Below are 13172 nucleotides of genomic sequence, written 5' to 3'. Positions count from 1 at the left end.
GATCGTTCAGCTTCGCATGGAATCAGCTTATCTGAACACGATGCCACAGCGGCTCCAGACAACGATCCGACACGTTCGCCGACACAGTGGCTACCCCATCGGGGATAACACACGGTTCCTGTCGTAGCCCATCGGACAGAGAACGCTCGGACCGATGACGCACCGTATTTAGCCACCACGTCCCCGTTAGCTGTCACCCGGGTAACGGGGCCGGTGACGCTTCGGCGTCAGTCGAGCACGAACAGCCGCTCCCGGAGGGTCTCGGCGACGTCAGTGAGATGAGCCTGTCCGAACGCCGCGACCAGCAACGCCCCGAGCGAATTGAACATCGTGTCCCGGACCGTGTCATCGAGGCCGTGTTGCGCCAGCGGCATCGTGACACCCGTTTCGGTGGCGACGATGTCGAGCGCGAACTCGAACAGTTCCCAGATCACGCCGAAGGACAGCACGACGACGAAGATGTACACGAAGAAGACGCGCTTGGGGATGTGAATCGAATCGTTGTGGAGGTCGATGGTCCGGGCCGTCGTGTACCCGAACGCGGCGATGAGCGAGGCTGACATCGCGTGGGTGAGGTGGTCCCACCAGCCGATCTGTCCGTAGAGCCCGGCCGACCCGAGGGTGTGCAGGAACACCGCGGTCGTGATCCAGAGGGCGAGCCACGGGTCCAGGGCCAGATTGTAGTTTCGCCGCATCACTGCGGGGAGAAACGTGACGAGCAGGCCGATACCGCCGTTCGTGATCGGCTTCGGTTGGCCGGCGACGATGCCGTAGCCGACCAGCCCGAGCAAGACGAGTTGCATCGCGCGGGTGATCCGCCGCTGGTTCCGCATCGACGGTCGGGGCAGCCTCATCGCCGCACCATCCGTCGGAGACCACGCCAGAGGCGGCGGTCCCGCCGTCTGAAGTAGCCATCGAACAACACACCCGCGGCGAGTCCGGCGAGGGTGACGTACAGCCACTCGGTCATCAGCGCCTCGTTGGTCGTGAGATACGACGTCCCGAGAAACCGGTCGGCGTTCCACCGGAACACCGTCCAGGCCGCCACGGCGGCGAGTGTCGTCAAGACGACGAGACAGACGGCGAACCAGTGTGTGACTTCCAGCTCGGTGAACATATGCAGTTCCACGATGACGAGTAGCGACAGCGCTGCCAGCGAGAGATACGTGGCAAAGGTTCCGACCGTCCCCCCGACGAGGCCGCGGACCAGGATCGGCAGGCAGGCGAGAAAGAGCAGTTCCCAGGGCAGCATGACGCGCCACTCGCGGAACGCCACCGGCGGCACGAGGACGACGAAGCCGACGACACCGACGAGCAGTATCCACTGGTAGTCGATATCGAGGACGCTTTCGACGAACACAGCCGTGAGAATCGCGACGAGCACCCACGCGATGATCGCGTTGGTTCGCCCGTCACGAAAGAGCTTCTCGAACGTGTCATCGAGGTCGATAGCCCCGAGACTGCTGTCGGGACGGCCGGCACCATCGCTCATTGCAGTGGACTGGGGTACGACGGAGAATAAACCCAGCGACGTGTTTATACCGGCTACGGCCCCTTGTACAGGTATATGATGCTGCCGACGCACGCGATAGCGGGGCTCGCAATCGCGACACCGCTGCTCGTCCTTGCGCCAGACCACGCCGCAGTAGCGCTCGCTGGCGGCCTCGTCGGTGGCGTTTTGCCCGACCTCGACCTGTACTCGGGCCATCGGCGTACGCTGCATTACCCAAGCGGGTACACGCTCGCGGCGCTCCCGACCGCCGGGTTCGCCGCTATCCTCCAGACACCGCTGCTCGTCGCGCTCACGTTCGTACTGCTGGGCGCTGCCCTCCACTGCCGGATGGACCGGTACGGCGGCGGCCTTGAACTCCGCCCGTGGGAAGGCACGTCCGAACGCGCCGTGTACGACCACGTCCGCGGGCAATGGCGGTCGCCCAAGCGATGGATACAGTACGACGGTGCACCGTCGGATGTGGGGCTGATGGTACTCGTGGGTTCGCCGCTGTTCGTCGTTCTAGACGGGCCGTTCCGGTGGGTCGTCGCCGCGGCCCTCGTCACCGGTGCGACGTACAGCCTCCTCCGGCGTCGACTGGCAACCCTGGCCCCGGTCGTGTTCGGCAACGTTCCCGAGTCGATCTCGGCCCACGTCCCGGACCGTTACCGGCAGTAGCGCTCGGCTACTGACCCGTTTCCGATATTTCTGTGACGCCGCCGTTATTTCCGCGCCGCTTTCCTCACTGCGGTCCCGCGACAGCGTCTTCAGCGACGCCGCGTAGCGTCAGCCATGTGTTGATTCCGGCCCGCAGTGCGACGAGATCACTCGCCTCGACCGTGAGTTCGACCCGCTGTCCGTCCCGGCTGAGGCGCGCCGTCGTTCGGTCCCCCTCGATGTCGTCGATTTCGGGACGGATGCTCCGCTCGATGGCGCGAGCCCGGTCGGCGTTGTCGTACTCCGCAGTCAGGTGGGTCCGATGTGGTGCAGTCATACTGTTCGAAATGGGAGCGTCGTCGTATCAGTCGCGGGACTGCCCCAGAAAAGCCGTTTGCAACGTGGCGCAGTCGGCCGTCGACCGTCAACGGCGTACCGACAGTCTCAGTTGACGTTGATCTCTTTGACGTCGGGTGACCGCTCCTTCAGCAGGACGCGGTGTCCGCAGTACGGGCAGCGAACGCCGCCGTACTCGTCCAGCGTCACGTCGCGCTTACAGCGTGAACACTTGTAGCTCATAGTTGAGAGATTGGAACGGGGGTCCTTTACTCCTCGTCTTCGGACAGTGCGGCCCGAATGGAGCGTCGGACGGTCTTGCCGCCAGGCGTCTCCGGCTTGTAGCTGCCGCCGGTGAACTTGTAGTCACAGTAGCTGCACTGCCAGATGCCCGTCCCCTGGCGGTCGACTCGGTCTTCGCCGCAGTTCGGACAGGCGTGGTCCTCGTTCATCTCCGATTCGATCTCCGCGACGCGGCGTCGGGACACGCGACCGTAGCGAGCGCCGAAACGGCCCGAGCTGCCGGTCTTTCCGCTCTTGCTAGCCATAGTGGTCTGTTGTCCGCCGAGCGGCCACATAAGGCCTTCGAGATGCGGCCCGGTCGACCGACGGCCACAGGGATTAACAGGCCCGGCCGGCAACGACCGACTGACATGGACGAGCTACTCGACGTCGTCGACCTCGTCGCGGACTCCGGGTTCGAGGGTATCGTCACATGGCTCGTGCGAATCGTCGGTCTCGTCGCGCTGCTGGGCGGGCTCGGGCTGTGGCTGTTCACCGAGATGGGACTGCTCGTCGTGCCGGCAGTGCTGATACTCGCCGGTATGGTCCTGCTCGTCGCGCCCAGCATTCTCCTGCTGACCGCGGAGCTAGCCTAGAGAACTCAAGAGGGAGGCGGGCAAACCGTCGGTCGATGGCAGCGTTCGACGGGCTTCGAAGTCGCCTCCAGCGGGTCGCACCGGCCACGAGCGGGCGGCTTACGGCCTCGGAGTTCTTGCTCTCGGGCGCAGCAGCCGGACTGCTCGGCTGGGGCGGCACCCAGGCGCTCACCTGGCTCGACCACGCCAACGGCCAGCTGCTCGCAACGGTGCTGTGGGTCGTCTTGATCGGCGGCTTCGTCGGCCTGACGGTCCTGCACGCACCGGACTCGGTCCGCTTCTCCGACGCGATGCTCGCCTGGGGAACGGTCAACACCACTGCGACGGCGCTGACGGTCGGCGGCCTCCTCAGTGTCGTCCCCGAACAACTGGCGTACTGGCACGCGTGGGTCGGCGCGACGGCCATCGGCTACTGCTGGACCGGCGGCGTTCTGAAAGGGGCGGGTCAGCCCGCGCGCGGACGCGGCTACCTCGGAGCGGGCGTCGTCGGCCTCTGTCTGCTGACTATCGGGGCCGTCGCGTTTCCGCTGGTCGCCCCGACCGGCTATCTGGCGCTCGCCGCGCTCCATGCAGGTCCGATGGTACTCGACGTGCGGACGGCGTTACCGGCTGTTCACCGGACTGGTGTCGTTGGAGCCGCGGTAGCCGCTGTGCTCGTTGTCGGCGTTGTCGTGGCGTGACAACCGGTCCCGGCGCGGGTGCTACTCCTGCAGTTCGGCTTCCTTGAGTGCCTCGTTCAGATCGGCCCGGACGTGTTCGCCCAGTTCGCGGTCGCCGGCCGTCGTGACAACGCGGTTCTCCTGGACGCTTGAGCCGTCGCGGATGAGCACCCGGACGTTGCCGTTGGCGTCGGCGCGGGTCGCCTTCGCCCGGACGCCCGTCGGCGAACTCGCGCCGCCAGCGTCGATGGGACCGGGGATGACCTTCTTGACGTGGGGGTGGCCGGCGACGGTCTGGATGACTCGCTGGCCCGACCGGCCGCCGATGAGCGTCGAGTGGCTCCCGCCGAGTTTCTCCGAGGGCGCGGCGTCGACCACTTCCAGCGCGGGCTCGCCCTGGCGGTCGATGACCCGCTGAACCGGGTCGTCGCCCTCGACGCGGAAGAACTCGTAGTGCAGTTGCGGGCGGACGGCGGCGATGACGTCGCGGTCGCCCGTGACGTACACCTCCTCCGGTCGTTTCCGTCGCACCTCGTCCGCGACGAGGCCGGCGAAGTTGCGGAGCTCGACGACGACCGTTTCGTCGCTCCCCTCGCCCTCCGGCGTCGTCGTCACCGTCCGCTGGCCGACGACCGACCCGTCCAGCAGCGAGGTCACTGTCGCCCGCTCGCGGTCGAGTTCGAGGACGACGGCGTCCGTATTGGCAGTGTGACAGACCAGGCAGTAGTCGCCCGGTCGGTCGAGCGGCGTGGCACACTGCCGACAGTCCATAGCTGTGGCTACGGCTGCGCGCTGATAAGGAAGCCGGTTCGGTGGTTTTGCGACGTGTGGTCAGCCCTCGTCTTCGATGGTCGCACCGGGTGGATAGATAGCGGCGACGGTCGCATCGTAGCCCGCGTCGGTGAGGCCGGTCCCCAGCGCAAACACTGTCTCGCCGAGCATCGCCATCGCGGCGTCCCCGCCCGCCTCGGCCACATCGTCGATGACGCCTTTCACCTCCGGCGTCAGGAGGTCAGCCTCGCGGGAGAACTGCCGGGAGGCCTTCATAAACGTCGATAGCTTCGGCTCTTTGACGACGGTCGAGAGTGCACGTTCGCCGGCGGCCGTCAGCGTTTCCGTGTCGCCGCCGACGACATCCGCCGTCGATAGCTCCCCGAGTGTGACGTACTCGATGCGGCTGCGGGCCGGAATGGCGTCGAGATAGTTGAACTGCGGCCCGCCGGGTTCGAGCCGGAGCGGCACGCCGCCGCGGGCCTGCGCGACAACGTCGCCGAGCCCGGAACCGGCCTGGACCTCCGCGCCGTGGGCGATGGTCACCAGTTCGTTGTACGAGAGCCCGTGGCCGAAGACGGCATTGGCCGCCAGTGCGGTGCCAAGCGCCAGCGCGCCGGAGACGCCGAAGCCCGACCCGAGCGGGAGCGGCGTTTCAGCAGTGACAGTCGCCGTGGTTCGCAGCGCGTCCAGCACTCGCTCGACGGCTTCCACCTCGATTTCCTCGCCGTTCAGCGTTATCTTGGTTTCAGCCCCGCGGCTGACGGTAACAGAAACGCCGTCAGACAGGGCCAGCCCGCCGCCGCGGGAGCCGGTCTCGATCGGGTCATCGCCACGGTCAACGGTAAAAAAGCCCGTGATGTGGCCGGGGACGAACGCGTGTGCTTCGTCGGTCATTGCCTCCTCGTGGGACCCAGTGGCGTTAAGGATTGGTGGTCGCCCGCTCCGTCCGCACACGCTCCGCCCAGAGTTTCAGGAGACCGACAGGCGATTCTCCGACCCGTAGTTTGATGTATGTTTACACGAGATGACTGTGAAAACATGCCGACAATCAGCGCGCGGCTCCCGAGTGAAGAGAAAGACGAACTGGACGACGTCGCCGAGTTGCTCTCCGAGGACCGGTCGACCACGATTCGGAAAGCCCTGCGGGAGGGACTGGAAACGCTCCGGCTCCGCGTCGCCGTCGAGCAGTACCAGTCCGGCGACGTGTCGGCGGCCGAAGCCGCACAGCTTGCGGACCTCTCCATCGCCGAGTGGCTCGACGTGGCCCGCGAGCGAAACCTGACGACGCAGCTTGAGCTGTCCGACTTGGAGCTCGACGCCGACACGGCCGCGGAGCTATGACCCGCATCTACGTCGGGCCGACGTCGCTGTACTCGCTGGGACAGGTGGGGGAACTGTCGCTGCTGGACGCGTTCGACGGCGACATCGTCATTCCCGAGCCCGTCATCGACGAGGTCCAGGTCGAACCGACCGCAACGAACCTGACCGAGTACCGCGAGAACGGCATCGACACCGGCGTCGACGAGGACTACGTCGACCAGGCCGAGTCCCTGCTCGGCGATTCCGATCTCGGAGCCGCTGTGACGGTGCTCGCCGGCGTGCTAGCCCACCGCGACAGCGACGACCGCTCCGCCGTGGCCGTCGTCTCCGAGGACCGCACTGTCCGCCGGATGGCGCAGGGCCTGGGGGCAGAGGTGACGAGCAGTTTCGGCGTCGTGGTCCGGGCCGCTATCGAGGACAAGTACCTCAAACCGACCCAGGCGAAGCGGATCGTCAGGCGGATTGATCAACACGGGATGCACCTGACCGGGGAGCTACGGGAGCGGGCGGTTGGAGAGGTCGCCTGAGTTCACTGCCGCGAATAGTGGGTTCATGTCTTTTAGCGCCGGGTTTTCGACAGAACGACTGTGCTCTCAGCCCCTTGCCACCCCGCTGCTGGACTTGAAAGCGTGGGTTTAACAGTGCGGCACCCAACTCTGGAGGTATGCAGGGTAATCTTCCGCCTGAAGCACAGGAGAAGCTCGAGGAACTGCAGGACCTTCAGCAGACAGCACAGCAGGTCGCCGCACAGAAACAGCAGGCCGAGACAGAGCTCCAGGAGTCCCAGACGGCTCTGGACGAGCTCGACGACATCGACGAGGACTCGACCATGTACCGCGAGGTCGGCGAACTCCTCGTGAAGACCGAGTTCGACGAGGCACAGGACGACCTCGAAGAGAAGGTCAACAGCCTCGAAGTCCGCGTCGAGACGCTCGAAAAGCAGGAAGAGCGCGTCCAGGAGCAGTTCGAAGAGCTCCAGAGCGAGCTCCAGCAGATGCTCGGTGGCGCAGGCGGCGCGGGTCCGGCCGGCGGCCCCGGCGCTGGCGGCGCATAAGGCGATGCCGACAGACGATGAGGTCGTCGAGACAGCCTCGACCGCAGCCGAAGACGTTGTCTTCTCGCGATACGATGTCAGCGCGGTCGAGGACCTCGACGTGACTGTCACCTTCGAAGACGGCGTACTAGACGTCGACGTGTACGTCAACGCGCCCGACAGTCGTCAGGACGAGGCACAGGTCGCGGACGACGCTGCCCTTGCCGCACGGGCCGCCGTCGACGACCTGTTCGAAGAATAGGCACTCGCAACGGAGCGGGCAGTCACTCGGTGTTCTACCGACGCCGCGAACCGTCAGTCGTGGCTCTCGACGGCTGGGTCCCCGGTCCGGTCGCTCGCGAACCCGGTTCGGAACGCAATCCAGCCCAGCACTGAGACGAACAGTATCGGCGGGAGAATCATGAATCCCCATAGCGGGTCCAGTCCCCAGCCAAGTAGCAGGGCCAGGTCGAACAGCCCGATAGCGAGAAACGGCGAGACGAACAGGAGGGCGCGCTTCCGGTTCACCCCGTCCGACGATTCCGACGCCGACGAGTCCTCGTCACCCGCAAGGAGGTCTGCAGTCGTACGGTCACGGGGTCCGTCGTCGGCGTGGACGCTGGACTCGGCGGTGTCATCCATACCCGTCACTCGGAGTTCAGCAAGCAAAAAAACCGCGCTTGGTCGATCGTCGAAGGAAGAGCCGTCAGGTCAGGGGGGGATTACGCGTCGCTGTCGTCGCTTTCGTCGTCAGTGGACTGTTCGTCGTCCGCGTCCGTCTCGTCGGTGTCCTCGTCCGCATCCGCGTCGTCAGTGGACTCCTCGTCGGTGTCGTCCGCGTCAGCGTCCTCGGACGCGGATTCGGTTTCGTTCACGGCCCCGTCGCTCTCGTCACCGGGGGTCAGGTCGCTGATCTGTGCGCCCAGGTCGCCCGCGAGTTCGCCGGCCTGCTTCTGCCCGATGAGCGTGTGGATCTCGCTGACGAAGTCAGGGACCTGTCCGGGGAGGTCCGACGGCGGGCCGCGCTGGTCGCCTGCCTGGCCGGCGTCAGCGGGCGGGCCGCGGCGGTCAGCTGCCTCGGCAGCGCCGCCCGATTCGTTCTCGTCTGCGGTCGTTGTTTCGTTCGCTGCCTGCTCGGCGGCGTTGTCCGCCTGTGCGTTGTCCGCGTGGTCATCGGCCTGTGCGCCTGCTGCGCCGGGGAGTGCCGCCGCCGAGCCCGTGATGACGAGCACGGCAAGCAAGCCGCCGGCAATCGTAGTGAGTTTCATTGTGATCGTTGCCTCCGCTCGTCTCTCTGGCCCAGTGGCATATGAAGAGGGCAAGCCGAAAAGGCGAATTAAGTCGAATTTATCCGAATTGGATGCTCTATTTCCCGTTTTAATTCGGTTTAATCGCGATTCAGTGTGCGCTCACCAGGCCGTCGCGTCCAGACTGGACTGCTGGGCGGGATGGCTGGCGTGCGCGTCACGCGGTCGGTCCGGTCGACGGAGGCGTAGCCGGAGTCGGCCAAGCGAATAACGGACAGGATAGACCCCTGAAACCGCCGCCGGGGTAGCTTTTCATACCCGCAAACCCAACACTGGCCCATGGAACACGATGCCACGGTCGAAGGGGTCGGCGTCGGCGTCAGCGAAGAAGGGAGTGGCACGCCGGTCGTCCTGCTCCGTGCGCGCGAAGAGATTGTCCCCATCTTCGTCAGCAAGGACCAGGCCCAGTCGATGCAACTGGCGATGGCCGGCGAGCCCTTCGAGCGCCCGCTCACCCACGATCTGCTGGTCGAGATGGTGACGGAGTTCGGGGGCGCCATCGACCGGGTCCGTATCGACGATCTGGCCGACGGGACCTTCTACGGGAAGATCGACGCGGAGCAGTACACCGACGACCGGCGGAAGGACATGGTGTTCGACGCCCGCCCTTCGGATGCCATCGCGATTGCCCTCCGGGTAGACTGTCCGGTCGTCGTGACAGACGATGTTATCGACGAGGCCGGGCGACCGCCGGAACAGTTCGACCAGAGTGGGAGCGGCAGCGAAGACCTCGGACTGTGAGAACACGAAACATTTCTGCGTCTGTCCGCCCTTGATACCCTTGATGGGGTACGAATCGGTCATTTTCGACAACGACGGCGTGTTGCTGACGCTGACTGACATGGACGCACACTACGTCGGCGCGCGCCGGGCCTTCGAGGAACTCGGCGTGCCGTCGCCGTCGACAGCCCACGTCGAGGCCATGAGTATCGGCGTGACTGTGCCCGAACTCACCGACATCTGTACCCAGTACGATATCGACCCCGAGCGGTTCTTCCGGGCCCGTGACGAGGCACTGACCACGGTCCAGCGGGCGCTTATCCGGGCCGGCGAGAAACAGCCCTACAGCGACGTGTCCATGCTCGACCGACTGGACTGTCCGCTGGGCGTGGTCTCATCGAATCAACGGGACACCGTGGCGTTCGCGTTCGAGCATTTCGATATCGGTCACTACTTCGACACCGTCTGGGCGCGCGAGCCGACAGTCGAGAGCCTCCGCCGGAAGAAACCCCGGCCGTACTACATCGAGCGGGCGATGGCGGACCTCGATGTCAGTGACGCGCTGTTCGTCGGCGACAACGAATCCGACATCGAGGCGGCACACCGGGCCGGAATCGACTCGGCGATCATCCGTCGTCCGCATCGGACCGACACCCGACTCGACGTGACGCCGGACCACGACGTGTCCGGCCTCGAAGACGTAGTTCGGCTCGCTGGCCGACGCAGCGGGAGCGACTGAGCCGTATCCGGACCTAACAGATACATAGTCAGCACATTCTGGTACGTATACTGAAAGCAACCTTTCCCATGGCAAGTGCCGTGAAACGGTATGGAGAAGCCGGTCGGTGGAACGGACGAGAACGAACAAGCGGCACGCGACACACCGGCACAGCAGTCTCCCCCTGTGCTGTTGGAGACTCTCGCCGCGCGAATGCCCGAGCCAGTGGTCGTCACCGCCGCGGACGGGGAGATACGGACCGGGAACGATCACCTCTGTGACCTCCTCGACTCCGACCCGTCGGACGTGTTCGGGCGTCCGATAGCCGAGTTCTGCCCGGATCTGCGTGACGTTGACCTCGGAACCCACTGCAATCAGTCGCCAGGAACACCGCTGACGTCGTCGTGTTCCGCCGGCGACACGGAACGGTGGGTCGAAATCGCCTTCGAACCCCAGCAGTGGGACGGCGAGGAACTGTACCTGGGTATCGTCCACGACATCACCGAGCGCCACGAGCGGACGGAGATGCTCGAACAGTACGAGCGCATCGTCGAGACCATCGAGGACGGCATCTACACGCTCGACGAGGGGTTCACGATGCAGACGGTCAACAGCGCCGTCGAGTCGATGACCGGCTACGACAAGGACACGTTGGTCGGGTCGAACGCGACGCTACTGGCGGACGAATCCGTTATCGAGGAGGCCGCGGAGATGTCCCGGCAGTTCATCGAGGGCGAGCGCGACGTCGGGACGCTGACGACGGACCTCAGAACTGCTGACGGGGACACGCTCCCGATAGAGACCAAGTTCACGACGTACGACCGCGAAGACGGAAGCTATCGGCAGGTCGGCGTCGTTCGGGACATCTCGGACCGGAAGCGGTTCGAGGAGACGCTCGCGGCGCTGCACGAGTCGACCAGAAAGCTGCTGCACACGGAAACCAAGACAGCCGTGGCCGAACAGATACTCGACACGGCCGTCGACGTGCTGGAACTCCCCGACGTGGAGATCTACCTGTTCGACCGAAGCGACAACACCCTTCGCAGCGTCGGCGACGCCGAAGCGGACCGAAGCGCGTCGGTCGGGCCGGGTCAGAGCACAGTGTGGGATGTGTTCGTGCAGGACAGCGCCGTCGAGGTCGCCCCCGGCGAAAGCATCGACCTCGGAGCGGGACCGGTCACGGCGAACGCGAAGCGGCTCTGCCTCCCGCTCGAAGACCACGGCGTGTTCTACGTCGAACTGGGCGAGCAACACAGCGACGCCAGGACCCGAGAGATGGTGGATCTGCTCGCCGCCAGCGCGGAAGCCGCGCTTGCGCGCGTCGACCGCGAAACGACGCTCCGCGAACGCGAGGCCGAGCGCCGCGAACAGAACCGCGAACTGCGGCGGCTCAAGCAGGTCAACGCGATCATTCGACGGATCGATCAGGTGCTGGTCGAAGCGGAGACCACCGAGGAGATCGAACAAGCCGTGTGTGACCAGTTGGCCGAATCCCAGTGGTTCTCCTTCGCCTGGATCGGCCGACAGGACGCGACGGAACTCGTCCCCAGAGCGTGGGCGGGCGACACCGCCAGCTATCTGGACGCCATCTCGCTGTCGCTGGAGCGCGAGGGCGGGCCGCCGGCCGTCCAGACTGCACAGTCCGAAGCGATGACTATCGTCCCGTCGGTGGCTGACAACCTCCGAGGCGACCATTGGCGGACGGAGGCGCTCTCCCGCGAGTTCCAGTCGGCGCTCAGCATCCCGCTCGAATACGACGACTTCGTCTACGGTGTCCTGACGGTGTACGCCGAGCAAGAAGACGGGTTCGACGAGATGCTTCAGGAGGTGTTTGCCGAACTCGGTGAGACCATCGCGAACGCGATACGGGAGGTCGAGTCCCGGCAACGCCGGGCCGGCGACGGCACTGTCGAACTCGAACTATCACTGTCAGCCCCGCAGTCGTTCTTGACGCACTTCTCGGATCGCGTCGGCGTCCCGGTCGTCTGTGAAGGGGCCGTCCAGCGGAGCGACGGTGCGATCCGTCTCTTCCTCGCTATCTCGGACTGCGACCCGGCTGTCGTCGAGGAGCAGATGCTGTCGATGGCTCGCGTCGACACCGCGCGAGCGATTTCGACCGACCAACTGGACGGGCTCTATGAGGTTGTCGTGACCGGCCAGACTGTCGCGGAGACGCTACTGGAGCAGGGCGGGCGGTTGAAATCGATCCGAACGTCGACGGGCGGACTCACGGTGACAGTTGTCGTCTCGGGCGAAACTGATGTCCGCCAGTTCGTCGAACAACTCGGCGAGCGCTACGCGGACGTCAAACTGATCGCGCGCCGTGACGGCGCACAGTCCAATGGCCAGCGGGACAGTACAGTCCGGTCGGCGCTGGAGGAGCAACTCACCGACAGACAGCTCGAAGTACTCCAGACGGCGTATCTGAGTGGCTTCTTCGACTGGCCTCGGGAGACGACCGGCCAGGAAATCGCGGCCAGCCTGGACGTGTCACAGCCGACGGTCAACCGGCATCTCCGCGTCAGCGAGCGAAAACTGCTCGAACTCGTGTTCGGCGATAGCTGAGACCGTCGCTATAGTATTAGTGACCAGTCCGGCGGGCTGTATCTGTATAGCCACAATCACCTTTTCAATCACTCATCAAGGGACAAACAGCGACAAACTATGTCCCAGGCAAAACTGGTCTACAGACCGACACCCAACGAACCGTTGAGCGAAACCATCGTCCACGCTGTGGCCGACACGCTGGGTATCGACCCCGTCGACCTCGATGACCGAATCAGTGACTGTATCGACCCTGATGCGCTGGACCGGCTGTTCCGTCCGGATACGGACGGCACCCCGAGCCCTGACGGGCTGGTCGTGTTCAGTATGGCTGGCTGTCGTATCGAAGTCGAAGGGAACCGTTCGGTGCTGGTGACACCGTCCCGCGACGTCTCGGCGGCAACTGGACTCGAAGCGTAACTCGACTCCGTGTGCGGGTGTTCTGCTGGCGCTGTGTACCCTTACCCGTGGCCCTCGTCAAGAGGTGCATTATTATCGCCTTATTTTCCTCACTCATTTGAATATCATTGAGAAAGTTCAGTAAGCAGATATTTCCTTTGCAGTAGCAATTGAAAAACTGGTACGTAACTTGGAGTAAAATTGTGTAAGTATACCGTTAATAGCACATTACCAGCACCCTACAGGTCAGTACCACTATAAGCGCAACTTCGCCTCTCGAATGTATGGACCTCGGACACCAACTGATCGAAACCGGCTCGCAGTCGGGCAAGAGC

At 64.7% G+C, this 13172-nt stretch carries 20 protein-coding genes; 11 read left to right on the top strand and 9 right to left on the bottom strand.

Features of this window, described 5'->3' with window-relative positions; all coding sequences use genetic code 11:
• Positions 1-227: 227 nt before the first annotated feature.
• A complete protein-coding gene (locus AV929_RS18305) occupies positions 228-833 on the bottom strand; it encodes a hypothetical protein (protein ID WP_014040921.1) in 606 nt (201 codons plus the stop codon).
• A gap of 17 nt (positions 834-850) precedes the next feature.
• Positions 851-1492, bottom strand: coding sequence for a hypothetical protein (locus AV929_RS18300; protein ID WP_014040922.1), 642 nt, complete (start codon positions 1490-1492; stop codon positions 851-853).
• Positions 1493-1567: 75 nt separating this feature from the next.
• Here AV929_RS18300 and AV929_RS18295 point away from each other — a divergent pair, with 75 nt between their 5' ends.
• Positions 1568-2170 (top strand): metal-dependent hydrolase, encoded by a 603-nt coding sequence (locus tag AV929_RS18295; protein WP_023843365.1) that lies wholly within the window; start codon positions 1568-1570, stop codon positions 2168-2170.
• A 64-nt stretch (positions 2171-2234) separates the two neighbouring features.
• On the opposite strand, the gene AV929_RS18290 is transcribed toward AV929_RS18295, so the two are convergent.
• From AV929_RS18290 to AV929_RS18280, 3 genes are all read right to left on the bottom strand, one after another.
• Positions 2235-2486 (bottom strand): KEOPS complex subunit Pcc1, encoded by a 252-nt coding sequence (locus AV929_RS18290; protein WP_014040924.1) that lies wholly within the window; start codon positions 2484-2486, stop codon positions 2235-2237.
• Between the two features lie 107 nt (positions 2487-2593).
• Positions 2594-2728, bottom strand: coding sequence for a DNA-directed RNA polymerase subunit P (locus AV929_RS18285; protein WP_004517024.1), 135 nt, complete (start codon positions 2726-2728; stop codon positions 2594-2596).
• A gap of 26 nt (positions 2729-2754) precedes the next feature.
• A complete protein-coding gene (locus tag AV929_RS18280) occupies positions 2755-3063 on the bottom strand; it encodes a 50S ribosomal protein L37ae (protein ID WP_004591489.1) in 309 nt (102 codons plus the stop codon).
• Between the two features lie 75 nt (positions 3064-3138).
• On the opposite strand from AV929_RS18280, the gene AV929_RS18275 reads away from it, so the two are divergent.
• Positions 3139-3363, top strand: coding sequence for a hypothetical protein (locus AV929_RS18275; RefSeq protein ID WP_008312705.1), 225 nt, complete (start codon positions 3139-3141; stop codon positions 3361-3363).
• 35 nt (positions 3364-3398) lie between these two features.
• On the top strand, positions 3399-4043 hold the full coding sequence (locus AV929_RS18270; protein ID WP_050036867.1) for a hypothetical protein: 645 nt from the start codon (positions 3399-3401) through the stop codon (positions 4041-4043).
• A 21-nt stretch (positions 4044-4064) separates the two neighbouring features.
• On the opposite strand, the gene AV929_RS18265 is transcribed toward AV929_RS18270, so the two are convergent.
• Together AV929_RS18265 and AV929_RS18260 are read right to left on the bottom strand one after the other, a co-directional pair.
• A complete protein-coding gene (locus AV929_RS18265) occupies positions 4065-4793 on the bottom strand; it encodes a DUF2103 domain-containing protein (protein ID WP_014040927.1) in 729 nt (242 codons plus the stop codon).
• A 60-nt stretch (positions 4794-4853) separates the two neighbouring features.
• Positions 4854-5690 carry a pantoate kinase gene (locus AV929_RS18260; protein WP_064288920.1) on the bottom strand — a complete coding sequence of 279 codons (837 nt, stop codon included), beginning with the start codon at positions 5688-5690 and terminating at the stop codon, positions 4854-4856.
• 144 nt (positions 5691-5834) lie between these two features.
• Here AV929_RS18260 and AV929_RS18255 point away from each other — a divergent pair, with 144 nt between their 5' ends.
• The 4 genes from AV929_RS18255 to AV929_RS18240 all read left to right on the top strand — a co-directional run bounded on the left by AV929_RS18255 (position 5835) and on the right by AV929_RS18240 (position 7411).
• Complete coding sequence (locus AV929_RS18255; RefSeq protein WP_004517029.1) at positions 5835-6137, top strand: UPF0175 family protein; 303 nt, start codon at positions 5835-5837, stop codon at positions 6135-6137.
• A complete protein-coding gene (locus AV929_RS18250) occupies positions 6134-6643 on the top strand; it encodes a hypothetical protein (RefSeq protein WP_014040930.1) in 510 nt (169 codons plus the stop codon). Before AV929_RS18255 ends, AV929_RS18250 begins: the two co-directional genes overlap by 4 nt.
• Before the next feature lie 137 nt (positions 6644-6780).
• Entirely contained in the window at positions 6781-7170 is a 390-nt protein-coding gene (locus AV929_RS18245) for a prefoldin subunit beta (protein WP_004591484.1), read from the top strand.
• Positions 7171-7174: 4 nt separating this feature from the next.
• Positions 7175-7411 (top strand): hypothetical protein, encoded by a 237-nt coding sequence (locus AV929_RS18240; protein ID WP_005537965.1) that lies wholly within the window; start codon positions 7175-7177, stop codon positions 7409-7411.
• Positions 7412-7464: 53 nt separating this feature from the next.
• Here AV929_RS18240 and AV929_RS18235 read toward each other — a convergent pair whose 3' ends face one another.
• Both AV929_RS18235 and AV929_RS18230 read right to left on the bottom strand, forming a co-directional pair.
• Positions 7465-7791, bottom strand: a complete 327-nt coding sequence (locus AV929_RS18235) for a hypothetical protein (protein WP_064288919.1) — start codon at positions 7789-7791, stop codon at positions 7465-7467.
• An 80-nt stretch (positions 7792-7871) separates the two neighbouring features.
• Positions 7872-8417, bottom strand: coding sequence for a hypothetical protein (locus tag AV929_RS18230; RefSeq protein ID WP_064288918.1), 546 nt, complete (start codon positions 8415-8417; stop codon positions 7872-7874).
• 318 nt (positions 8418-8735) lie between these two features.
• Here AV929_RS18230 and AV929_RS18225 point away from each other — a divergent pair, with 318 nt between their 5' ends.
• The 4 genes from AV929_RS18225 (at position 8736) to AV929_RS18210 (ending at position 12858) form a co-directional block, all read left to right on the top strand.
• Positions 8736-9197, top strand: coding sequence for a bifunctional nuclease family protein (locus tag AV929_RS18225; protein ID WP_014040933.1), 462 nt, complete (start codon positions 8736-8738; stop codon positions 9195-9197).
• 43 nt (positions 9198-9240) lie between these two features.
• Positions 9241-9915 (top strand): HAD family hydrolase, encoded by a 675-nt coding sequence (locus AV929_RS18220; protein ID WP_064288917.1) that lies wholly within the window; start codon positions 9241-9243, stop codon positions 9913-9915.
• A 90-nt stretch (positions 9916-10005) separates the two neighbouring features.
• On the top strand, positions 10006-12459 hold the full coding sequence (locus AV929_RS18215) for a bacterio-opsin activator domain-containing protein (RefSeq protein WP_064288916.1): 2454 nt from the start codon (positions 10006-10008) through the stop codon (positions 12457-12459).
• A gap of 99 nt (positions 12460-12558) precedes the next feature.
• Positions 12559-12858: a HalOD1 output domain-containing protein gene (locus AV929_RS18210; RefSeq protein ID WP_014040936.1), complete on the top strand. Its 300-nt coding sequence runs from the start codon at positions 12559-12561 to the stop codon at positions 12856-12858.
• Positions 12859-13172: the final 314 nt, after the last annotated feature.

This window comes from Haloarcula sp. K1, from assembly GCF_001647155.1.
In the GTDB taxonomy this organism is placed as follows: Archaea; Halobacteriota; Halobacteria; order Halobacteriales; family Haloarculaceae; genus Haloarcula; species Haloarcula hispanica.
The sequence above is the reverse complement of the archived record's forward strand: the minus strand, read 5'-3'. Positions and strand labels throughout refer to the sequence as shown.

What these genes read in the sequence shown, in the direction of transcription:
- AV929_RS18290 (WP_014040924.1), bottom strand. Translation starts at nt 2,486, where the DNA reads ATGACTGCACCACATCGGACCCACCTGACTGCGGAGTACGACAACGCC.
- AV929_RS18260 (WP_064288920.1), bottom strand. Translation starts at nt 5,690, where the DNA reads ATGACCGACGAAGCACACGCGTTCGTCCCCGGCCACATCACGGGCTTT.
- AV929_RS18275 (WP_008312705.1), top strand. Translation starts at nt 3,139, where the DNA reads ATGGACGAGCTACTCGACGTCGTCGACCTCGTCGCGGACTCCGGGTTC.
- AV929_RS18245 (WP_004591484.1), top strand. Translation starts at nt 6,781, where the DNA reads ATGCAGGGTAATCTTCCGCCTGAAGCACAGGAGAAGCTCGAGGAACTG.
- AV929_RS18230 (WP_064288918.1), bottom strand. Translation starts at nt 8,417, where the DNA reads ATGAAACTCACTACGATTGCCGGCGGCTTGCTTGCCGTGCTCGTCATC.
- AV929_RS18235 (WP_064288919.1), bottom strand. Translation starts at nt 7,791, where the DNA reads ATGGATGACACCGCCGAGTCCAGCGTCCACGCCGACGACGGACCCCGT.
- AV929_RS18280 (WP_004591489.1), bottom strand. Translation starts at nt 3,063, where the DNA reads ATGTGGCCGCTCGGCGGACAACAGACCACTATGGCTAGCAAGAGCGGA.
- AV929_RS18225 (WP_014040933.1), top strand. Translation starts at nt 8,736, where the DNA reads ATGGAACACGATGCCACGGTCGAAGGGGTCGGCGTCGGCGTCAGCGAA.
- AV929_RS18285 (WP_004517024.1), bottom strand. Translation starts at nt 2,728, where the DNA reads ATGAGCTACAAGTGTTCACGCTGTAAGCGCGACGTGACGCTGGACGAG.
- AV929_RS18295 (WP_023843365.1), top strand. Translation starts at nt 1,568, where the DNA reads ATGATGCTGCCGACGCACGCGATAGCGGGGCTCGCAATCGCGACACCG.
- AV929_RS18270 (WP_050036867.1), top strand. Translation starts at nt 3,399, where the DNA reads ATGGCAGCGTTCGACGGGCTTCGAAGTCGCCTCCAGCGGGTCGCACCG.
- AV929_RS18305 (WP_014040921.1), bottom strand. Translation starts at nt 833, where the DNA reads ATGCGGAACCAGCGGCGGATCACCCGCGCGATGCAACTCGTCTTGCTC.
- AV929_RS18240 (WP_005537965.1), top strand. Translation starts at nt 7,175, where the DNA reads ATGCCGACAGACGATGAGGTCGTCGAGACAGCCTCGACCGCAGCCGAA.
- AV929_RS18210 (WP_014040936.1), top strand. Translation starts at nt 12,559, where the DNA reads ATGTCCCAGGCAAAACTGGTCTACAGACCGACACCCAACGAACCGTTG.
- AV929_RS18215 (WP_064288916.1), top strand. Translation starts at nt 10,006, where the DNA reads ATGGAGAAGCCGGTCGGTGGAACGGACGAGAACGAACAAGCGGCACGC.
- AV929_RS18300 (WP_014040922.1), bottom strand. Translation starts at nt 1,492, where the DNA reads ATGAGCGATGGTGCCGGCCGTCCCGACAGCAGTCTCGGGGCTATCGAC.
- AV929_RS18255 (WP_004517029.1), top strand. Translation starts at nt 5,835, where the DNA reads ATGCCGACAATCAGCGCGCGGCTCCCGAGTGAAGAGAAAGACGAACTG.
- AV929_RS18220 (WP_064288917.1), top strand. Translation starts at nt 9,241, where the DNA reads ATGGGGTACGAATCGGTCATTTTCGACAACGACGGCGTGTTGCTGACG.
- AV929_RS18265 (WP_014040927.1), bottom strand. Translation starts at nt 4,793, where the DNA reads ATGGACTGTCGGCAGTGTGCCACGCCGCTCGACCGACCGGGCGACTAC.
- AV929_RS18250 (WP_014040930.1), top strand. Translation starts at nt 6,134, where the DNA reads ATGACCCGCATCTACGTCGGGCCGACGTCGCTGTACTCGCTGGGACAG.